Raw genomic sequence first — 15,045 nt, forward strand, 5'->3', positions numbered from 1 at the left:
TGGGGCACGCACGCTAGGAAATTTGGGAACAAAAAAACCCGCCATCGGCGGGCGTGTACTAAGCATAATGGAGAAAACTAGCTTTTTTCTGGTTTTTTGCCTGCACTTTGTGCGGGTTTTGCGGATTTTTCTGCAGGCTTGTTGCTCTGTTGGGTGGCCTTTTGCGTGGCGCCATAGGTCTGTCCGTTGATGGTCAGCCCGGCTTCAGACAGTTTGGCTGCAGATGTGTGCGCAACACCTTTGACGCGCGCAATAAAGTCATCCCAGTTCCTGAACTGTCCTTGCTGGCGTGCTTCGACGATGTGAGAGGCGGTCGCCGGACCAATGCCTTTGACTGAGGTCAGCTCATCGGCCGAGGCTTTGTTGGCATCGACGGCCGCCATGGCCAGTGTGGCATACAGCGCAGTAAACAAAACAAGCAGTTTCTTGAGCATGCGAATATCTCCCTCCGTTACGGAACGTTGTGGAAACAGAAGCACGTGTGCCGTGCAGCCTGCATGTTAAGAAGCTGTGACATCAAATGGTATGGGGTCTGCCTGGTTTCTGGCTGATCGGCACAGATCCGGTTTAATGGCCTTGTGGGTCAATCATTTTTGCGTAAATTGGTGCGTTTTTCGGCATTTTTCCCGTAACGCGCAGCAATGACGGCGGACACCATCAGCTGCATGGGGTGAAACAGCATGATGGGCAGAACCATGGGGCCGACGATGGCTGCAGGAAACAGGACGTTGGCAATCGGAATGCCGCTGACCAGGCTTTTCTGAGCCCCACAAAACAAGATGCAGGCCTCATCGCTGGCGTCAAAGCCCAGGCGGCGGCTGATCCAGACACACCAGGACATGGCGCACATCAGCAAACCTGCGCAGACCAGCAGCAGCATGAGCAGGGCGCTCAGGGGCAGTTGCTTCCACAAGCCTGCGACTACGGAGCCGCTGAACGCGGCATAGACCACCAGCAAGATCGAACCCTGATCGAGCAGCTTGATGTTGCTGCCAGCTTTTTGCAGCCAGCCAGAGGTCCAGGGGCGCAGCCAGTGGCCCAGTGCAAAGGGCAGCAGCAGTTGCAGTGCGATCTTGCCTATGGATTCGAGCGGATTGCCAATGCTGGCGTCCTGCGCCAGCAAAATACCCACCAGCAGCGGCGTAAACACAATACCCATCAGCGTGGAGCCAGAGGCACTGCAGATGGCTGCTGGAATATTGCCGCGAGAGAGCGTGGTCAGTGCAATGGCAGACTGCACCGTTGCAGGCAGGGTGCACAGGAACAGTACGCCAAATACCAGCTCGCTTGGCAGCAACTGTCTGAGTAATGGCTGTGCCAGCCAGCCCAGCAGCGGGAAAAAGGCAAAGGTGGTGAGGGTGACCACCAGATGCAGCCGCCAGTGGCTGATGCCGGCCCAGATGGCGCTGCGCGAGAGCTTGCTGCCGTGCAGGAAGAACAGCATCACGATGACGCCGCTGGTGATCTTGTCCAGGATGTCGCCAAACTGGCCGGAAGCAGGAAGCACACTGGCTAATAGGACAGTGGCTGCCAGGGCGATGGTGAAGTTGTCAGGTCTCAGACGTTGGAAAAGGCTCATCGCTGGATGGACTCCTGTGATTGCGGAGTAAAAAGTGCTAAATATTTGCTGCAAGCTGCCGATACGGAGGTAACTTGTCGTCTTAAAGGTACTGCCTTATGTTGCTTGTCAGCCCAAGCTCTACAGATTCTGTTCATACGCACCATGAGCGCTCCACGGTATTTCAGATGCCTGTTTTCAAGCCCGGGGTGCAGGTCATGCAAGGTGGCCGACAGGAAGTTGTCAGCCATGTGGTGCTGCGCAGGCGTGAGATGATGGTGTATCTGGTTGGTAAGGAAGAGCCTGTGAAGCCGGAACACCTGAGTCTGACGCCTACCTGGTTCACTACGACCCGCAGGCCTGAGACTCTGCACTGGTATCTCTGAGAAAAAAGCTCCATGTTGAATCCATGGAGCTTTTTTTTACGGCTGCTGACTGGCCATCGCCTCGCCCAGGCGTACGGGTGCTGTCGCGCACCAGTCTGCATTGAATTGCAGCGGGCCTGGCGGTGTGAGCAGGACGACCGTGGAGCCGAGCAGGAAACGTCCCATTTCAGCACCTTGCTCCAGGTGTATGTTTTTATCCGCGTAGTTCCATTCACGCACGTGTCCAGGGCGGGGCGGGTTCACTACACCATGCCAGGTGGTGGCCATGCTGCCGACGATGGTGGCACCTACCAGCACCATGACGAAGGGACCATGCTTGCCTTCAAACACGCACACCACACGCTCGTTGCGTGCAAACAGACCGGGTACGCCTCGGGCGGTGGTGGGGTTCACTGAAAACAGGTCGCCCGGGACATGAATCATGCGCAGCAGACGGCCTGCGCAGGGCATGTGGATGCGGTGGTAGTCGCGAGGGCTAAGGTAGATGGTGGCGAAGTGACCATCCTGAAACTGTGCTGCCAGCTGCGCATCGCCACCCACCAGTGCCTGCGTGGAGTAAGAGTGTCCTTTGGCCTGAAAAATCTGATCGCCCTGAATGCGTCCGAGCTGACTGACTGCACCATCTACGGGGCAGATCCATTCTGAGTCGGCCAGTGGGCGTACGCCTGGCTTGAGTTCTCGCGTGAAAAAGCTGTTGAAGCTGGAATAGGCAGCTGGGTCCGGGTTGAGGGCTTCGGCCATGTTGACCTGGTAGCGACGGATGAACCAGCGAATGACTGCGGTAGTCACTGCACCAGCTTCTCGGCTGGCAAGATAGCCCATGAGCTGCGTCAGTGCGCGCTTGGGAAGAAGGTATTGCGGAAGAACCGCGAGGCGATCAGACACGTGCAATCTACGAAGAAAAGGCAAAGGACTCGGGATTCTATAGGGTGTGGCAGGGGCCATGTGATCCGCACGACTGCGACATATGGCCGAGTTCTGCACAATGTCGCCGTGCTGTCATAAACAGAGGCGGCCCGATATGAACAAGGTGTTAGTGCTTTTATGGATCCCCTGAGAAAGTCTTCGACCACACTGGACGCTCACCATGCACAGCTTGGCAGGTGGGCACTTTGGCTGCGTAATTTTTTGCCAGCTTCGGTACGCATTGGCTATGCAGAGGCTTTTCGCATTGCTCTTGGTGTTGCGCTCGGGGTGCTGATTACCGGCTGGCTGTCCAGGTGGTGGGGTGGGAATCCGGACAATATCTGGATGGTGTCCTCTCTGGGGGCTAGTGCTGTATTGCTCTTCGGTATGCCAGCCAGCCCTATGGCGCAGCCATGGCCGGTGTTGGTGGGAACCATTGTTTCTGCGCTGGTTGGAGCTCTGGTGCAGATGGTGGTGTCAGATACGGCTGTGGCCTGTGCGCTGGCTGTGGGCCTTTCTGTGATCTTGATGGTTCCCTTGCGCTGCATGCATCCGCCTGGTGCCGGCTTTGCCGCCTATGTGGTTCTGGAGCACCTGGATGGTGTGGGGCTGGTGATGTTCCCCATCCTTTTCAATATCACCACACTGCTGGTGTGTGCGGTCCTCTACAACGCTTTGACGGGGCGACGCTATCCACACCCTCAGCACAGCCTGAAGCCGGACAGCGCATCCGGAGGCTTGCAGACCTTTACTGCAGCTGACGTGGACGCTGCACTGCGTCACTACAACCAGGTGCTGGACGTCAGTCGTGCAGATCTGGAGGGCTTGCTGCATGTGGCTGCTCGTTCGGCATTCAACCGCAATTTTGGCAATCTGCGCTGCGTGGACATCATGACCAAGCCGGTGTTTGCCGTGGAGCCGGGTGTCTCACAAAAGGAAGCGTGGGCGCTGATGCGGCAGGAGCACGTCAAGGCACTGCCGGTTGTGGATAGTGAAGGCCAGGTGCTGGGGATGGTGAGTACGGCAGATTTTGTGCGTCAGGCCAATATGGAAACACCAGAAGGCATGGTGCAGAAGCTGCGTAACCTCGTGACAGGTCGTGGTGTCAATAAAAGCAAGGTCCAGGAGCTGATGGATGCGGATGCACCAGTGGTGCAGGTGGACTGCATGCTGGTTGACTTGATACCTTTGTTTTCTGCAGGGAATTGCCACCACCTGCCGGTTGTGGATGCGCAGCGCAAGCTGGTTGGTATCGTTACCCAGACTGATCTGATTCGCGCACTGGGAGCGGCCATCAATATGCCTGCGCAGTAGTGTGGAGGCGCTACGGCGCGCTGCGTGTGGCCGTCTGGTTATGACAAGAATTGCACGTAGCTGTATGCGGAAAACTGCGTTGTTTTTGCAAGGATTCATGCCGAGCCGCTACAATTAGCGGTTATTTTTGTGGCTGAATATGCCACGCGACATATTCCGTTGAGGCCCTCTGTTCGGTTTGCGCCCTGCGCACTTTTCCTGCCGCGCAGATGCACACATACCTTGTGTTGTTGCGAGGGCAGCGTGGTTTTGAAGCAAAGGCGCCGCAAGCATATACCTATCCTTAAGAGCTAATTGAACATGGCGAAAGAAGAATTGATTGAAATGCAAGGCCAGGTCACTGAAGTCTTGCCCGACTCGCGTTTTCGCGTGACCCTGGAAAACGGCCACCAGCTGATTGCTTACACCGGTGGCAAGATGCGCAAGCACCACATCCGTATCCTTGCGGGTGACCGTGTTTCTCTGGAAATGTCTCCTTACGACCTGAGCAAGGGTCGTATCACATTCCGTCATCTGCCCAATCGTGGCCCAGCTCCCACGACATCGCGCTAAGCATGGAATGTGCAGATTTTTTGAAGTTTTCAAAATGGCTTCGAAAATCTGTATATAATCTGCGTCTTGTCGGAGCGTAGCGCAGCCTGGTAGCGCATCTGCTTTGGGAGCAGAGGGTCGCGAGTTCGAATCCCGCCGCTCCGACCATAAGATTAGAGGGCCAGATCGCAAGATCTGGCCCTTTCTCGTTTTTGGTGTTTTCGGTTGCAGCGCTTGTATAGTCAGCCAAGAGTGCTATCAAAAAATAAAAAATTTCGACGAAGCCTGATTTTTTGCGCGTATAATTTATCCATCGTCGGAGCGTAGCGCAGCCTGGTAGCGCATCTGCTTTGGGAGCAGAGGGTCGCGAGTTCGAATCCCGCCGCTCCGACCATCACATTGAAAAGGGCTAGATCGCAAGATCTAGCCCTTTTACTTTTTCTGCTTAGCTTGGATCTTGTGGCGTAGCCGGTGTTTGCGTGAGCAGGCCGGTGCTCATTGCATACCGATACAAATCGGCATCGCGTGTCAGTCCCAGCTTGCGCATGGCGTTGTTTTTCTGTGTGCTGATGGTCTGTTTGCTGCGGTGCAGGCGATCTGCAATTTCGTTGATAGACAGTCCGGCAACAAACAAGCGAATAACTTCGGTCTCTCGTTGTGACAGGGCGGTCGCTCCCTGGCGCGAGTGGTTGGAGAAAGCGGTGCTTTCTAGAATCTGTCGCACGCTGGGTGAGTAATAGCTGCCGTAGGCGTATGCGGCATGGATGGCGGGCACGATGTGGTTGGGGTCATCGGCTTTGCTCAGAATGCAGGCAATTTGTGCGTCCATGAGTGTTTTCAGAATGGCTGGGTTGTCCAGCATGCTTAGCACTACAAAGCGCAAATGAGGGAATCGCCGCTGCAGCAAAGTGATCATGGAGATGCCATCGCCGTACTGGCCGCCGGGCATGATGTAGTCTGTCACCAGAACATCGCAGTCATGCTGCTCCAGGATATTCATCACTTCTGTTGAGTCAGACGCCGTTCCAATCAGAGACAGTGTGTTGTTTGTCAGAGCAACGCTGCGCAGGCCAAGCATCAGTGCAGGGTGGTCATCGGCCAGCAAAATTTTGATGGAAGCAGACATTGTGGAGTGGGTTTGTAGAGTCTATTTGGAGGGGGCTGCTGTTTCTGGGGCCGATAGAGCACTCCAGCAAGCAGTCGGTCAGCGTTTAATGTGCAGCCAGAGCTTGCTCGTTGTACTTACTTGACAAGCTGGTTATTGCAATAGTTCCTGATCAGATACGATTTTTTGATTTTTTACAAGTAAATCATATTTAAACTCTAAGAAAAGCATTATTTCTATATAGAAATAGGAATTTTCTTATCGTATGAGTAGGATTTTTCTGTCAGGATGTGTTTTTTGATCTAATGCGGTAAATACTGTTATATTTTTATATTGTGAAGCAAAAAAATACGAATGGTTTTTTTCAGTTTTTTTGATGTAAAAAGATTTTTTGGAGAAAAAATTCTTTTTTGGGGCGCTGCATTTATAAGTTTCTTGATAGTTGCTGTGTTTTGTGTGGGTGCAATGGTGAAAATTCTGGGGTATGTATCCAATGCACGTCTGATTTTTAGTGCGCAAAAAACGTTGATCCAGGCAGAGCTGGATGCCAAGCAGGCTTCAGTCAGGAGAGGTATTAGCCATGCAGAAATGCTATGGGCCAACGAAAGGCAAGCTTCTGTGTCATCCAGTGCTTTGCCGAAATTTGGTGAAGCAAAGGATTATATTTATATAAAGGATGAGCCGAGCTTCTTTGAAGTTTTTGCAAAGGCTGATGTAGATAATCATTCGGTTGAATATTTTGATGATTATATTCGTTTCAGTGAACGTCTCGCAAAAATTGCAACAGGAGATGTTTCGGCCACAAAAAGTCCTTTGCATAGTTATCACTACACTCCGGATGGAAGCTATATGGCATTTATGCCTCCATCGGTGGAAAACATTGAGCTTATTGAACGTGAAAAAATTCCTCAGTTAATGCAGAAGTTTTCGCTGGACCTGGGTGATCTCAGTGATCCGGAAGTACGTAAAGCATGGAAAGAAAGTCGTGCAACCAAGTGGCTTCTTCCAGGAGAGGGTCTGCTGCTGGAAGATCAGGTGATTCGGCTGGTGCAGCCAGCTTTTGATGGGGATGAGGTATTCATGGTTTATGCCAGTGATCTGGCTGTGGACAGATTGAAGGCAAACTTGCAGCGCAGCGATTTTGATGGGACTTTTTTTGTTGTAAGCAATGATGGGCAAATACTTCTGCAAAGCACTGGTGATAAAACCAATGATGCAGAGATGGCCGCCATGGCGCAAATACTCAAGAAGACAAAGGCGTGGCAACTGCCCGGTCCCAACTTGAAAGTACATTACTCACGAGGTTTGTTTACTGTGAGTCAGCCGCTGGGAGATACGGAGTGGTTTGCAGTCTATGCCTACACCGTGAAGACCATGGGCCGAGCAGATCATGCTGCACGAGCTGGTGCATGCGGCCACGCTCAAGGCGCTGGATTCCAAGGGGCTGGCATCGATGCAGATGCGCCGCTTGTATGAGCACGTGAAGAAACAAGGGGGTGCTGCTGGCCAATACGGCATGAAGAACGTGCGCGAGTTTGTGGCCGAGGCGTTCACTAACCCCGAGTTCCAGCGCGCCCTCAAGGGCATGAGCGCGCCGCCTCAGAGCACGCTGCGCAGTGCGTGGGATTCGCTGATTCGCGTGCTCAAGCGCATTTTGGGGCTGCCTGCCAACTCTACCAATGCGCTGTCTGCAGCCATGACGCTGGGTGTCGAGGTGATGCGTGAGAACGTGGTGCTGGCGCGCTCAGCGCGCAGCGTACCAGCAAATGGCAGCCAGGACAGCCACTATGGCCAGCGCCAGCAGCCAGTCTCGTATACCGAAGCGCGTGCGTTGCTCGATGGAGTGGCGGCCCAGCTGCCACTGGCGAAAGACTTTATCTTGCTGAATAGCGCGCGGCAGCTTGGTGTCTCGCTTCCCCCCGACACACCAAAGGGTGCGCTGATTGACGGGCGTGTGTACCTGTTTGCGGATGCTCATAGTGATGGGTTGGACTTTGTGCAGACCATTTTCCACGAAATGCTGCATGCTGGGGTGGCGTTCAGGCATTGAAGGGGCCACTTTCTTTGTATGGCGCGATTGCGTTGGGAATGCTTTTGGTGTTATGGGCGGCTGTTTTTGTCTTTCATTACCGTTTCTTTTTGCCTGCATATCAAAATTCTCAAAGAATATATGAAAGTGAAAAACTTAGTCGCAGTATTTTGAGCATGGCTCATGTGGGGCTTGGGCTGTTGAGCAAAGGTTCGGGTCTTGTGCTGCTCGAGAATAAGGCCATGGAGCGCTATACCATTGAGGGTATGCCTTTGGCGGCATATCTTTTTGGACGTTATCAGCAGGAAATAGGCGCGCAGAATGTAGAGCTTGTACGTGAAATCAATGCTCTGGATGAAGCACTGCAGCCGGCAGACCTGCTGGTGCACATGGCGCCTTGCTATTACCAGGGGCAGGCAGCTTTGCTCAGCAGTGTCCTGGATATCACAGAGCGCAAAAAGGCTGAGCATGCGTTGCAGCATGCGCGACTGACTGCAGAGCGGGCGAGTCAGGAAAAATCCATGTTTTTAGCGGCTGTCAGCCATGAGATTCGCACGCCTTTGAATGCCATTCTGGGAAATCTGGAACTGCTGGAGCGTGAAGAGTTGCAGCTGCGTGCACAAGAGCGAGTGCAGATTGTTTCTTCTGCGTCTAGGACTTTGCTGCGCGTGATTGACGATACTCTGGATTTGTCCAGGGTTGAGTCCGGAATGCTGTCGCTGGAGATGCAAGCTTTTGATATCACGCAGGAGGTAGAAAGTGTGGTGCAGACCTTTTTGCCGCGTGCAGAAGCCAAAGACCTTGCCCTCTACTGTCGCATCATGCCTGGGATTTCTGCATGCGAAGGGGACCCGTTCCGTCTTCGGCAAATTCTCGGGAACTTGCTGAGCAATGCCATCAAATTTACGCAGGACGGGCATGTACTGGTCACTGTAGATTCTTGGGTGGTGAATGGGCAGCGTTTGCTGCGGCTGACAGTGCAAGACAGCGGCATTGGTATGAGCCCAGAACAGCAGGCACAGTTGTTTACACCGTTTACGCAGGCCAGCTCGTCCATTGCCCGTGAGTTTGGTGGTTCTGGTCTGGGGTTGGCACTGTGTCAAAGAATTGCTGGCCTGATGGGGGGTGTCATTCGTGCAGAAAGTACGCTGGGGCAAGGGAGTACTTTTGTGCTGGAGCTGCCACTGGCACATGGCATTCAACATGAAAAACTGCAGTCCAGTCACTGGTCGGGCAAACGGATTGCGATCTGGTGTGATAACCCGCAATGGCAAGCTGCATTGGCTCCGTACTGGTCGTATTGGGGCGTGGAGAGCATTTCCTGCGAAAGAGCATTGAATGCATTGAGCGAGGTTGATGCTCTGGTGCTGCTGGGCAATCCTCGTACTTGGCCGTTCGTCCTGGAAGATGCCGCCATCAAGGCTGTGCCTGCGGTGATCGATGTGCAGGAAAGTGGTCCGACTCATCCCCTCAGGCGCGATGGTTGGGTGCAAGTTTCCTGCTATTCGCTGGCAGGTATTTATGAATCCCTTGCTGTAGAGCCAGCGCAGCGGCTAGCGAGCATCGATGACGTCCAGGCAACGGGTATGTTGCCTCATCAGGAATCTGCGCCTCGCTTACGGATTCTGGTGGCAGAAGACAATCCGGCAAATCGGCGATTGCTGCAAGAGCAGCTGGACTTGCTGGCGCATGACGTAGTGATGGCTGAAAGCGGTGGTCGTGCACTGGAGCTGTTCAATACCCAGTCATTCGATCTGGTACTGACGGATCTGGACATGCCGGGTATGGATGGCTACGCCCTTGCCAAGGCGCTAAGAGCGCAGGGCGCTTTGCAGCCTATTTGGGCCTTTACCGCTCATGCGGGCGAGTCGGAGCGGAGCATGTGTCAGGCTTCTGGCATCAATGAGGTGCTGTTCAAGCCTCTGTCCATGAAACAGCTGGCGCATATGTTGGCTACTTTGACAGGGCAGGCTGCGGTTGCAGATGTGCCCGAAAAAGCAGTAACGCCAGAGGTGCTGGAGGCAGTCAGAGATGCCTGTGAGATGTATATGCACAGCATGCACCAAGGCTTGCATGCAGGTGATATGCAGTGCTCCAGCGTGGGTTGCATGCTATCAAAGGCAGCTTTGCCATGTTGCGTGCCCATGCACTGGTGGAGCAAACCACAGCGTTGGAACGAATGGTGGAGGGGCAGGCACCTACTACTGAAATAGCGCAGGCCTTGGAAGTGCTGGCATCTGCTGTGAAGCAGGTGCTGGATGGATGACCTAAGGATCAGGCCGCCGAATAGTTGCGAAGCCCCAAGAATAAACTAGGGCTCGTACGGCAGCAGGGGCGCCTTGGCTATCCCGCTGCCGTTCTTGGTATCAGGGGTAGCTGATGAAATAGTAGGGTACGGACTTGGTAGAGCCTGCGGCGCTGGCAATCAGGACGGGTTGAGAGGATGCAGCCATTGCGCTGGGTTGCTCCACAGGAATTGTTTTGTGCTGCAGTTCCACCTGAGGTTCTACGCCAGTGCAGTGCTGAATCTGCATGTCCTTCTGGGTTGCGGTGGGATAGTTGAGGGTGCAGGTGCCGTGAACGATCTGGCCCGAGAAATGGATGATTCCACCAATTTTCTCTTTGTGTGCCAAGGCAGGTTGTGCCAGTACAGCAGTGAGCAAGAAAGCCAGAGCGAGGGATGCTTTTTTCATGGTCAACCTTTTGACAGTAAGAGGGCCTGTAACTGCAGTTCGTAACAAACCGTGATTAGGTGACCGCTAGTGTAAAAACTGTCTCTGCGGCTGGCTATCTGACAAAAACTAAGTGAATGCTTTATTTCATAGGAATAGTCCTAAACTTGTTTCACATGATGTGGAGGCCATAGCCGTAAAAAAGCCCACTGGCGGAAATCACCAGTGGGCTTTGCTTTAGATTTGATAGCTGCTCAGGTAGGCTGCATCAGCCGCAGGCACCAATATAGCCGCAGGATGTGCAGAAGGAGCAGCCATCCTTCTTGATGACGGCATGGGCTCCGCACTCAGGGCACTTGGTGCCGCTCATGGCCTGGGCCGGTGTGGCTGCAGCAGGTGTGGCAGTTACGGTTGCAGGCGCTGCGGGATTGATGGGGGCAGGTTGCTGCTCCTGGCTTGCGCGGTTGGCAATGATGGACTGGATGGCGTAGGCCAGCAGTGCCACTTCGCTGTCGTGCCACAGAGGGATGCGGGTGCCGTCTTCCTTGTCGCGCCAGCCGTAGCGGATGGGGCCGCGGTCCCAGGCCACCTTGCGCAGATCATCCAGCGCCTTGTCCAGGAAGCCGCCGCGTGCTGCCAGCGACAGCGAACGCATGGTGGCGGTGATCCATTGCTGGCTCTCACCGGTCTGGCCCACAGGCATGAAGAACTCGATGGGGCGCTCTACGCCATTGACGTACATGAAGCTCACCACCAGGTACAGGCGGCGCACACCGTCGTGGGTGTAGTACTCGATCTTGTCAACGACCGCGTTCAGTGGGCCTTCGGGGCGGCGTTCCACCACGGCGGACAGGCCGCTGGTGTGGGCAGCAGCAGGCTGCGGTGCAGGCTTTTCTTCGGTCTTGGGGGCTTCTACCGACAGCACGGCACCCAGTGTGTCGTTGGGGCGGTAGGTGGCGCAGCCCTTCAGACCAGCCTTCCAGCTTTCCATATAGAGGTTCTTGAAGTCCTCAAAAGGATAGTCCGCAGGAATGTTGACGGTCTTGGAGATGGCTGTATCGATATAGGGCTGCACGGCGCGCATCATGGCCACGTGCTCAGCCGCAGTCATCTCCAGTGCGCTGACGAAGTAGGCTGGCAGTTCTGCATCAGCACCAAACTTTGCCTTGTAGAGGCGATAGGCATGGTCTTCCACGGTGTAGAAGGCATTGCCGCCGTCGGCCGTGCGCTTCTTGCGCTGGTAAGTCCAGGAGAAGGGGGGCTCAATGCCGTTGGAGGCGTTGTCTGCAAAGGCCAGCGACACGGTGCCTGTTGGTGCGATGGACAGCAGGTGGCTGTTGCGGATGCCATGCTTGCGGATGGCTGCACGGATTTCCTCGGGCAGGCGCTGGGTGAAGCCGCTTTGCAGGTACTTGTCTGCATCAAACAGCGGGAAGGCGCCCTTCTCCTTGGCCAGCTCGACAGAAGCCAAATAGGCTGCATCGCGCATGTTGCGGGCAATTTCTTCGCCCTGGGCCACGCCAGCTTCGCTGTTGTACTTCAGGCCAAGCATGATCAGCGCATCGCCCAGGCCGGTGAAGCCCACGCCGATGCGGCGCTTTTGCTGCGATTCCTTGTGCTGCTCGGGCAGGGGCCAGACGGTAGCGTCCAGCACGTTGTCCAGCATGCGCACCTGAATGGAGACAGCGGCGCGGAAGGCTTCAAAGTCGAAGTGGGCGTTCTCGGTGAACGCGTCACGCACAAACTTGGTGAGGATGATGGGGCCCAGGTCGCAGCAGCCGTAGGGTGGCAGAGGTTGCTCACCGCAGGGGTTGGTAGCGGCAATGGTCTCTGCGTAGTACAGGTTGTTGTCGGTATTGATGTTGTCGATGAACAGAATGCCGGGCTCGGCGAAGTCGTAGGCGGACTTCATGATGGTGTCCCACAGCTCACGTGCGGCAACCGTCCTGTAGACCCACTTGCCGTCCTCACGCTGGTGGGCGCCTTCTTCGATCTGGTTGTCAGAAGGGGTGGCAATGTGCACCAGCTCCCACTGAGCGTCGCTTTCCACCGCCTGCATGAAAGCGCTGGTTACGCCCACCGAGACGTTGAAGTTGTTCCAGCGACCCTTCTGGCGCTTGGCCGTGATGAAGTCCAGCACATCGGGGTGGTCAATGCGCATCACGCCCATTTGTGCGCCACGGCGTGCACCGGCCGATTCCACGGTGGTGCACGATGCATCAAACACGTCGATGAAGGAGCAGGGGCCAGAGGCAAAGGAGTTCGTGCCCTTGACCTTGGCACCCTTGGGGCGCAGGTTAGAGAAGTCGTAACCAACGCCGCCGCCGCGACGCATGGTTTCTGCTGCCTGCGACAGCGCGGTGTAGATGCCGGGGTTGCCGTGCTCGTCAAAGCCGTTGGTGGCATCGGCCACAGGCTGCACAAAGCAGTTGATCAGTGTGGCCTTGGTATCCAGGCCGGCTGCGGCCATGATGCGGCCTGCACCGATGGCACCGGCTTGCATGTTCTGGAAAAACTTCTCTGCCCACTCTGCGCGCAGTTCTGGCTTTTCTTGGTCAGCCAGGGCTTTGGAGACGCGGCGGAACAGATCTTCGGCGGTTTGCTCGCCCGCGGCCAGGTATTTTTCAGCCAATACGTCTTGGCTGATGGGTTGAGTGTTCAAAGAAGTCATTGCGTCTTTGTGAGTGAAGATAAACATGGTTGCGCCGATGCCAAGCAATAGGCGTGCACAGGCGCGTTACAAAAAGAAAGAGCCGGACGTTCGTCGCCCGGCCTGGGTAGAAATCGGAGCTGCCAGGGCCTATCCCATCGAATGGGCGAAGGCCCGAGTTTTACCTAAATCTAGCCTGTTTTGCGTATCAATACACAATATGTAGTGCTGTCTGCAAGGTCATCACGCGAACCCAGACAGTCTAGTGCAAGAGCACCTGGAAGCAAAACCGCACGGGCTAGGGGAATGTCTTAGGTCAGAACCAAGGGGATATGCAGACGTATTCTACGGCCAGCAAATTATCAAAAAAGATAGCAAAAAATCAATACATGACAACGCATAGCATTGAAATTATTGAGAATTTCAGTGCTAAACATTTTTTCATTCTTGTGGTGAATTGCCACACATAAATAGTGTGGTCTTGTGGGTGACACACTAAATGTGTTGTATGCATCCACAAGACGCTGGCTGCGAGTGGAAGACTTACAGCTGCTTGACCAGGACCTGGCTCTTGCGGTCCCAGTTGTATTTGGCCTTGCGTGCTTCGGGCAGCCAGTCGGGGCTGACGGGCTGAAAGCCCCGCTTGATGAACCAGTGCATGGTGCGGGTGGTCAGCACAAACAGCGTCTTGCAGCCCAGAGCGCGGGCGCGCTGCTCGATGCGCTTGAGCAGCTTCTCTCCATCGCCCGTGCCCTGTGACTTGGGCGATACCGTCACGGCCGCCATCTCTGCGGTCTGCGCTTCCAGATAGGGGTGCAGGGCGGCACAGCCGAAAATCACGCCGTCGTGCTCGATCACGGTGTAGCTGGCAATGTCGCGTTCGATTTCGGTGCGGTCGCGCTTGACCAGGGTGCCGTCATTCTCAAAAGGCTCGATCAACTGGATGATGCCACCCACATCATCAATGGTGGCTTCGCGCAGCTCTTCGAGCTTTTCGTCAATGACCATGGTGCCTATGCCATCGTGCACATAGATTTCCAGCAGCAGGGCGCCGTCAATGGCAAAGGGCAGGATGTGGCTGCGTTCCACGCCGTGCTCGCAGGCACGCACGCAGTGCTGCAGGTAAAAGCCTGTGTCGGTAGGCCGCTGTGCGGGTGGCAGCTCGGCCAGAATGCGGCGGGCCTGTGCCAGTGGCAGCTCGGTGTTGATGGGGTTGTCTTCGCCTGCGGGCTCGTGCGGCTTGGCGCGCACGCCGGGCACTTCGGTCAGGAAGATCAGCTTGTCCGCCTTGAGCTCGCAGGCCACGCGGGTCGCCACTTCTTCCATGCCCAGATTGAAGGCCTCGCCTGTGGGCGAAAAGCCAAAGGGTGAGATCAGTACCATGGCCTCAGACTCCAGCGCGCGGCGAATACCTTCGCCGTCGACCTTGCGCACCAGGCCGGAATGCATGAAGTCCACCCCATTGACGATGCCTACGGGGCGGGCTGTCAGAAAGTTGCCGGAGATCACGCGTACGCGTGCGCCAGCCATGGGGGTGTTGGGCAGGCCCTGGCTGAAGGCGGCTTCAATTTCAAAGCGCAGCTGGCCTGCTGCTTCCTGGGCGCAGTCCAGGGCCACGCTGTCGGTGATGCGCACGCCGTTGTAATACTGGGGCTCGTGGCCCTTGATGCGCAGCTGCTCGTTCACCTGCGGGCGAAAGCCGTGGATGAGCACGATCTTCACGCCCATGGCCTGGATCAGCGCCAGATCCTGCACGATGCCCTGCAGCTTGCCGGCAGCAATGGCTTCCCCTGTGATGCCCACCACAAAGGTCTGGTGTCGGAACTTGTGGATATAGGGGGCCACGGACCGGAACCAGGGAACAAAGGTGAAGTTGAAGACTGTGGACATGGGC

At 55.4% G+C, this 15,045-nt stretch carries 13 protein-coding genes, 2 tRNA genes and 1 pseudogene; 9 read left to right on the forward strand and 7 right to left on the reverse strand.

Annotation, left to right across the window (positions count from 1 at the left end; genetic code table 11):
- Positions 1–77 precede the first annotated feature (77 nt).
- On the reverse strand, positions 78–434 hold the full coding sequence (locus B5M06_RS11885; protein ID WP_054067618.1) for a ComEA family DNA-binding protein: 357 nt from the start codon (positions 432–434) through the stop codon (positions 78–80).
- Between the two features lie 149 nt (positions 435–583).
- Positions 584–1,579, reverse strand: a complete 996-nt coding sequence (locus tag B5M06_RS11890; RefSeq protein WP_054067619.1) for a bile acid:sodium symporter family protein — start codon at positions 1,577–1,579, stop codon at positions 584–586.
- Between the two features lie 167 nt (positions 1,580–1,746).
- Here B5M06_RS11890 and B5M06_RS11895 point away from each other — a divergent pair, with 167 nt between their 5' ends.
- Positions 1,747–1,944 (forward strand): hypothetical protein, encoded by a 198-nt coding sequence (locus tag B5M06_RS11895; RefSeq protein WP_240183916.1) that lies wholly within the window; start codon positions 1,747–1,749, stop codon positions 1,942–1,944.
- A gap of 36 nt (positions 1,945–1,980) precedes the next feature.
- Here the strand turns inward: B5M06_RS11895 and asd are convergent, their stop codons facing one another.
- On the reverse strand, positions 1,981–2,829 hold the full coding sequence (gene asd, locus B5M06_RS11900; RefSeq protein ID WP_054067742.1) for an archaetidylserine decarboxylase: 849 nt from the start codon (positions 2,827–2,829) through the stop codon (positions 1,981–1,983).
- A 243-nt stretch (positions 2,830–3,072) separates the two neighbouring features.
- Here asd and B5M06_RS11905 point away from each other — a divergent pair, with 243 nt between their 5' ends.
- The 4 genes from B5M06_RS11905 to B5M06_RS11920 all read left to right on the forward strand — a co-directional run bounded on the left by B5M06_RS11905 (position 3,073) and on the right by B5M06_RS11920 (position 5,089).
- Complete coding sequence (locus B5M06_RS11905; RefSeq protein WP_420809984.1) at positions 3,073–4,164, forward strand: HPP family protein; 1,092 nt, start codon at positions 3,073–3,075, stop codon at positions 4,162–4,164.
- A 300-nt stretch (positions 4,165–4,464) separates the two neighbouring features.
- Positions 4,465–4,716, forward strand: coding sequence for a translation initiation factor IF-1 (infA, locus tag B5M06_RS11910; RefSeq protein WP_054067621.1), 252 nt, complete (start codon positions 4,465–4,467; stop codon positions 4,714–4,716).
- A gap of 70 nt (positions 4,717–4,786) precedes the next feature.
- Positions 4,787–4,863, forward strand: a tRNA-Pro gene (locus B5M06_RS11915).
- A 149-nt stretch (positions 4,864–5,012) separates the two neighbouring features.
- A tRNA-Pro gene (locus tag B5M06_RS11920) sits at positions 5,013–5,089 on the forward strand.
- A 51-nt stretch (positions 5,090–5,140) separates the two neighbouring features.
- Here B5M06_RS11920 and B5M06_RS11925 read toward each other — a convergent pair.
- Positions 5,141–5,821, reverse strand: a complete 681-nt coding sequence (locus B5M06_RS11925) for a response regulator (protein ID WP_054067622.1) — start codon at positions 5,819–5,821, stop codon at positions 5,141–5,143.
- A gap of 333 nt (positions 5,822–6,154) precedes the next feature.
- On the opposite strand from B5M06_RS11925, the gene B5M06_RS11930 reads away from it, so the two are divergent.
- From B5M06_RS11930 to B5M06_RS17730, 4 genes and pseudogenes are all read left to right on the forward strand, one after another.
- Entirely contained in the window at positions 6,155–7,276 is a 1,122-nt protein-coding gene (locus B5M06_RS11930; protein WP_054067623.1) for a hypothetical protein, read from the forward strand.
- The gene (locus tag B5M06_RS11935) at positions 7,191–7,850 is read left to right on the forward strand and encodes a hypothetical protein (RefSeq protein ID WP_054067624.1); all 660 of its coding nucleotides are present in this window, start codon (positions 7,191–7,193) and stop codon (positions 7,848–7,850) included. The genes B5M06_RS11930 and B5M06_RS11935 overlap by 86 nt, the downstream gene beginning before the upstream one ends.
- Positions 7,851–8,350: 500 nt before the next feature.
- A pseudogene (locus tag B5M06_RS11940) lies at positions 8,351–9,769 on the forward strand (ATP-binding protein); the annotation flags it as partial.
- A 191-nt stretch (positions 9,770–9,960) separates the two neighbouring features.
- Positions 9,961–10,095 carry a hypothetical protein gene (locus B5M06_RS17730; RefSeq protein ID WP_080025370.1) on the forward strand — a complete coding sequence of 45 codons (135 nt, stop codon included), beginning with the start codon at positions 9,961–9,963 and terminating at the stop codon, positions 10,093–10,095.
- Positions 10,096–10,195: 100 nt separating this feature from the next.
- Here B5M06_RS17730 and B5M06_RS11950 read toward each other — a convergent pair whose 3' ends face one another.
- The 3 genes from B5M06_RS11950 to argA form a co-directional block, all read right to left on the reverse strand.
- Positions 10,196–10,522, reverse strand: coding sequence for a type 1 fimbrial protein (locus B5M06_RS11950; RefSeq protein WP_054067626.1), 327 nt, complete (start codon positions 10,520–10,522; stop codon positions 10,196–10,198).
- 247 nt (positions 10,523–10,769) lie between these two features.
- A complete protein-coding gene (locus B5M06_RS11955) occupies positions 10,770–13,172 on the reverse strand; it encodes an adenosylcobalamin-dependent ribonucleoside-diphosphate reductase (protein WP_054067744.1) in 2,403 nt (800 codons plus the stop codon).
- A 522-nt stretch (positions 13,173–13,694) separates the two neighbouring features.
- Positions 13,695–15,041, reverse strand: a complete 1,347-nt coding sequence (gene argA / locus B5M06_RS11960) for an amino-acid N-acetyltransferase (RefSeq protein ID WP_054067627.1) — start codon at positions 15,039–15,041, stop codon at positions 13,695–13,697.
- Between the last annotated feature and the right edge of the window lie 4 nt (positions 15,042–15,045).

This window comes from Comamonas kerstersii, assembly GCF_002056725.1.
GTDB classification, from domain to species: domain Bacteria; phylum Pseudomonadota; class Gammaproteobacteria; order Burkholderiales; family Burkholderiaceae_C; genus Comamonas; species Comamonas kerstersii.

Excerpts from the sequence above, each read along its gene's own strand:
- B5M06_RS11935 (WP_054067624.1), top strand. The coding sequence starts at position 7,191 with ATGCTGCACGAGCTGGTGCATGCGGCCACGCTCAAGGCGCTGGATTCC.
- B5M06_RS11895 (WP_240183916.1), top strand. The coding sequence starts at position 1,747 with ATGCCTGTTTTCAAGCCCGGGGTGCAGGTCATGCAAGGTGGCCGACAG.
- B5M06_RS11950 (WP_054067626.1), bottom strand. The coding sequence starts at position 10,522 with ATGAAAAAAGCATCCCTCGCTCTGGCTTTCTTGCTCACTGCTGTACTG.
- B5M06_RS11930 (WP_054067623.1), top strand. The coding sequence starts at position 6,155 with ATGGTTTTTTTCAGTTTTTTTGATGTAAAAAGATTTTTTGGAGAAAAA.
- B5M06_RS11955 (WP_054067744.1), bottom strand. The coding sequence starts at position 13,172 with ATGACTTCTTTGAACACTCAACCCATCAGCCAAGACGTATTGGCTGAA.
- B5M06_RS11885 (WP_054067618.1), bottom strand. The coding sequence starts at position 434 with ATGCTCAAGAAACTGCTTGTTTTGTTTACTGCGCTGTATGCCACACTG.
- argA (WP_054067627.1), bottom strand. The coding sequence starts at position 15,041 with ATGTCCACAGTCTTCAACTTCACCTTTGTTCCCTGGTTCCGGTCCGTG.
- B5M06_RS17730 (WP_080025370.1), top strand. The coding sequence starts at position 9,961 with ATGTTGCGTGCCCATGCACTGGTGGAGCAAACCACAGCGTTGGAACGA.
- B5M06_RS11890 (WP_054067619.1), bottom strand. The coding sequence starts at position 1,579 with ATGAGCCTTTTCCAACGTCTGAGACCTGACAACTTCACCATCGCCCTG.
- infA (WP_054067621.1), top strand. The coding sequence starts at position 4,465 with ATGGCGAAAGAAGAATTGATTGAAATGCAAGGCCAGGTCACTGAAGTC.
- B5M06_RS11925 (WP_054067622.1), bottom strand. The coding sequence starts at position 5,821 with ATGTCTGCTTCCATCAAAATTTTGCTGGCCGATGACCACCCTGCACTG.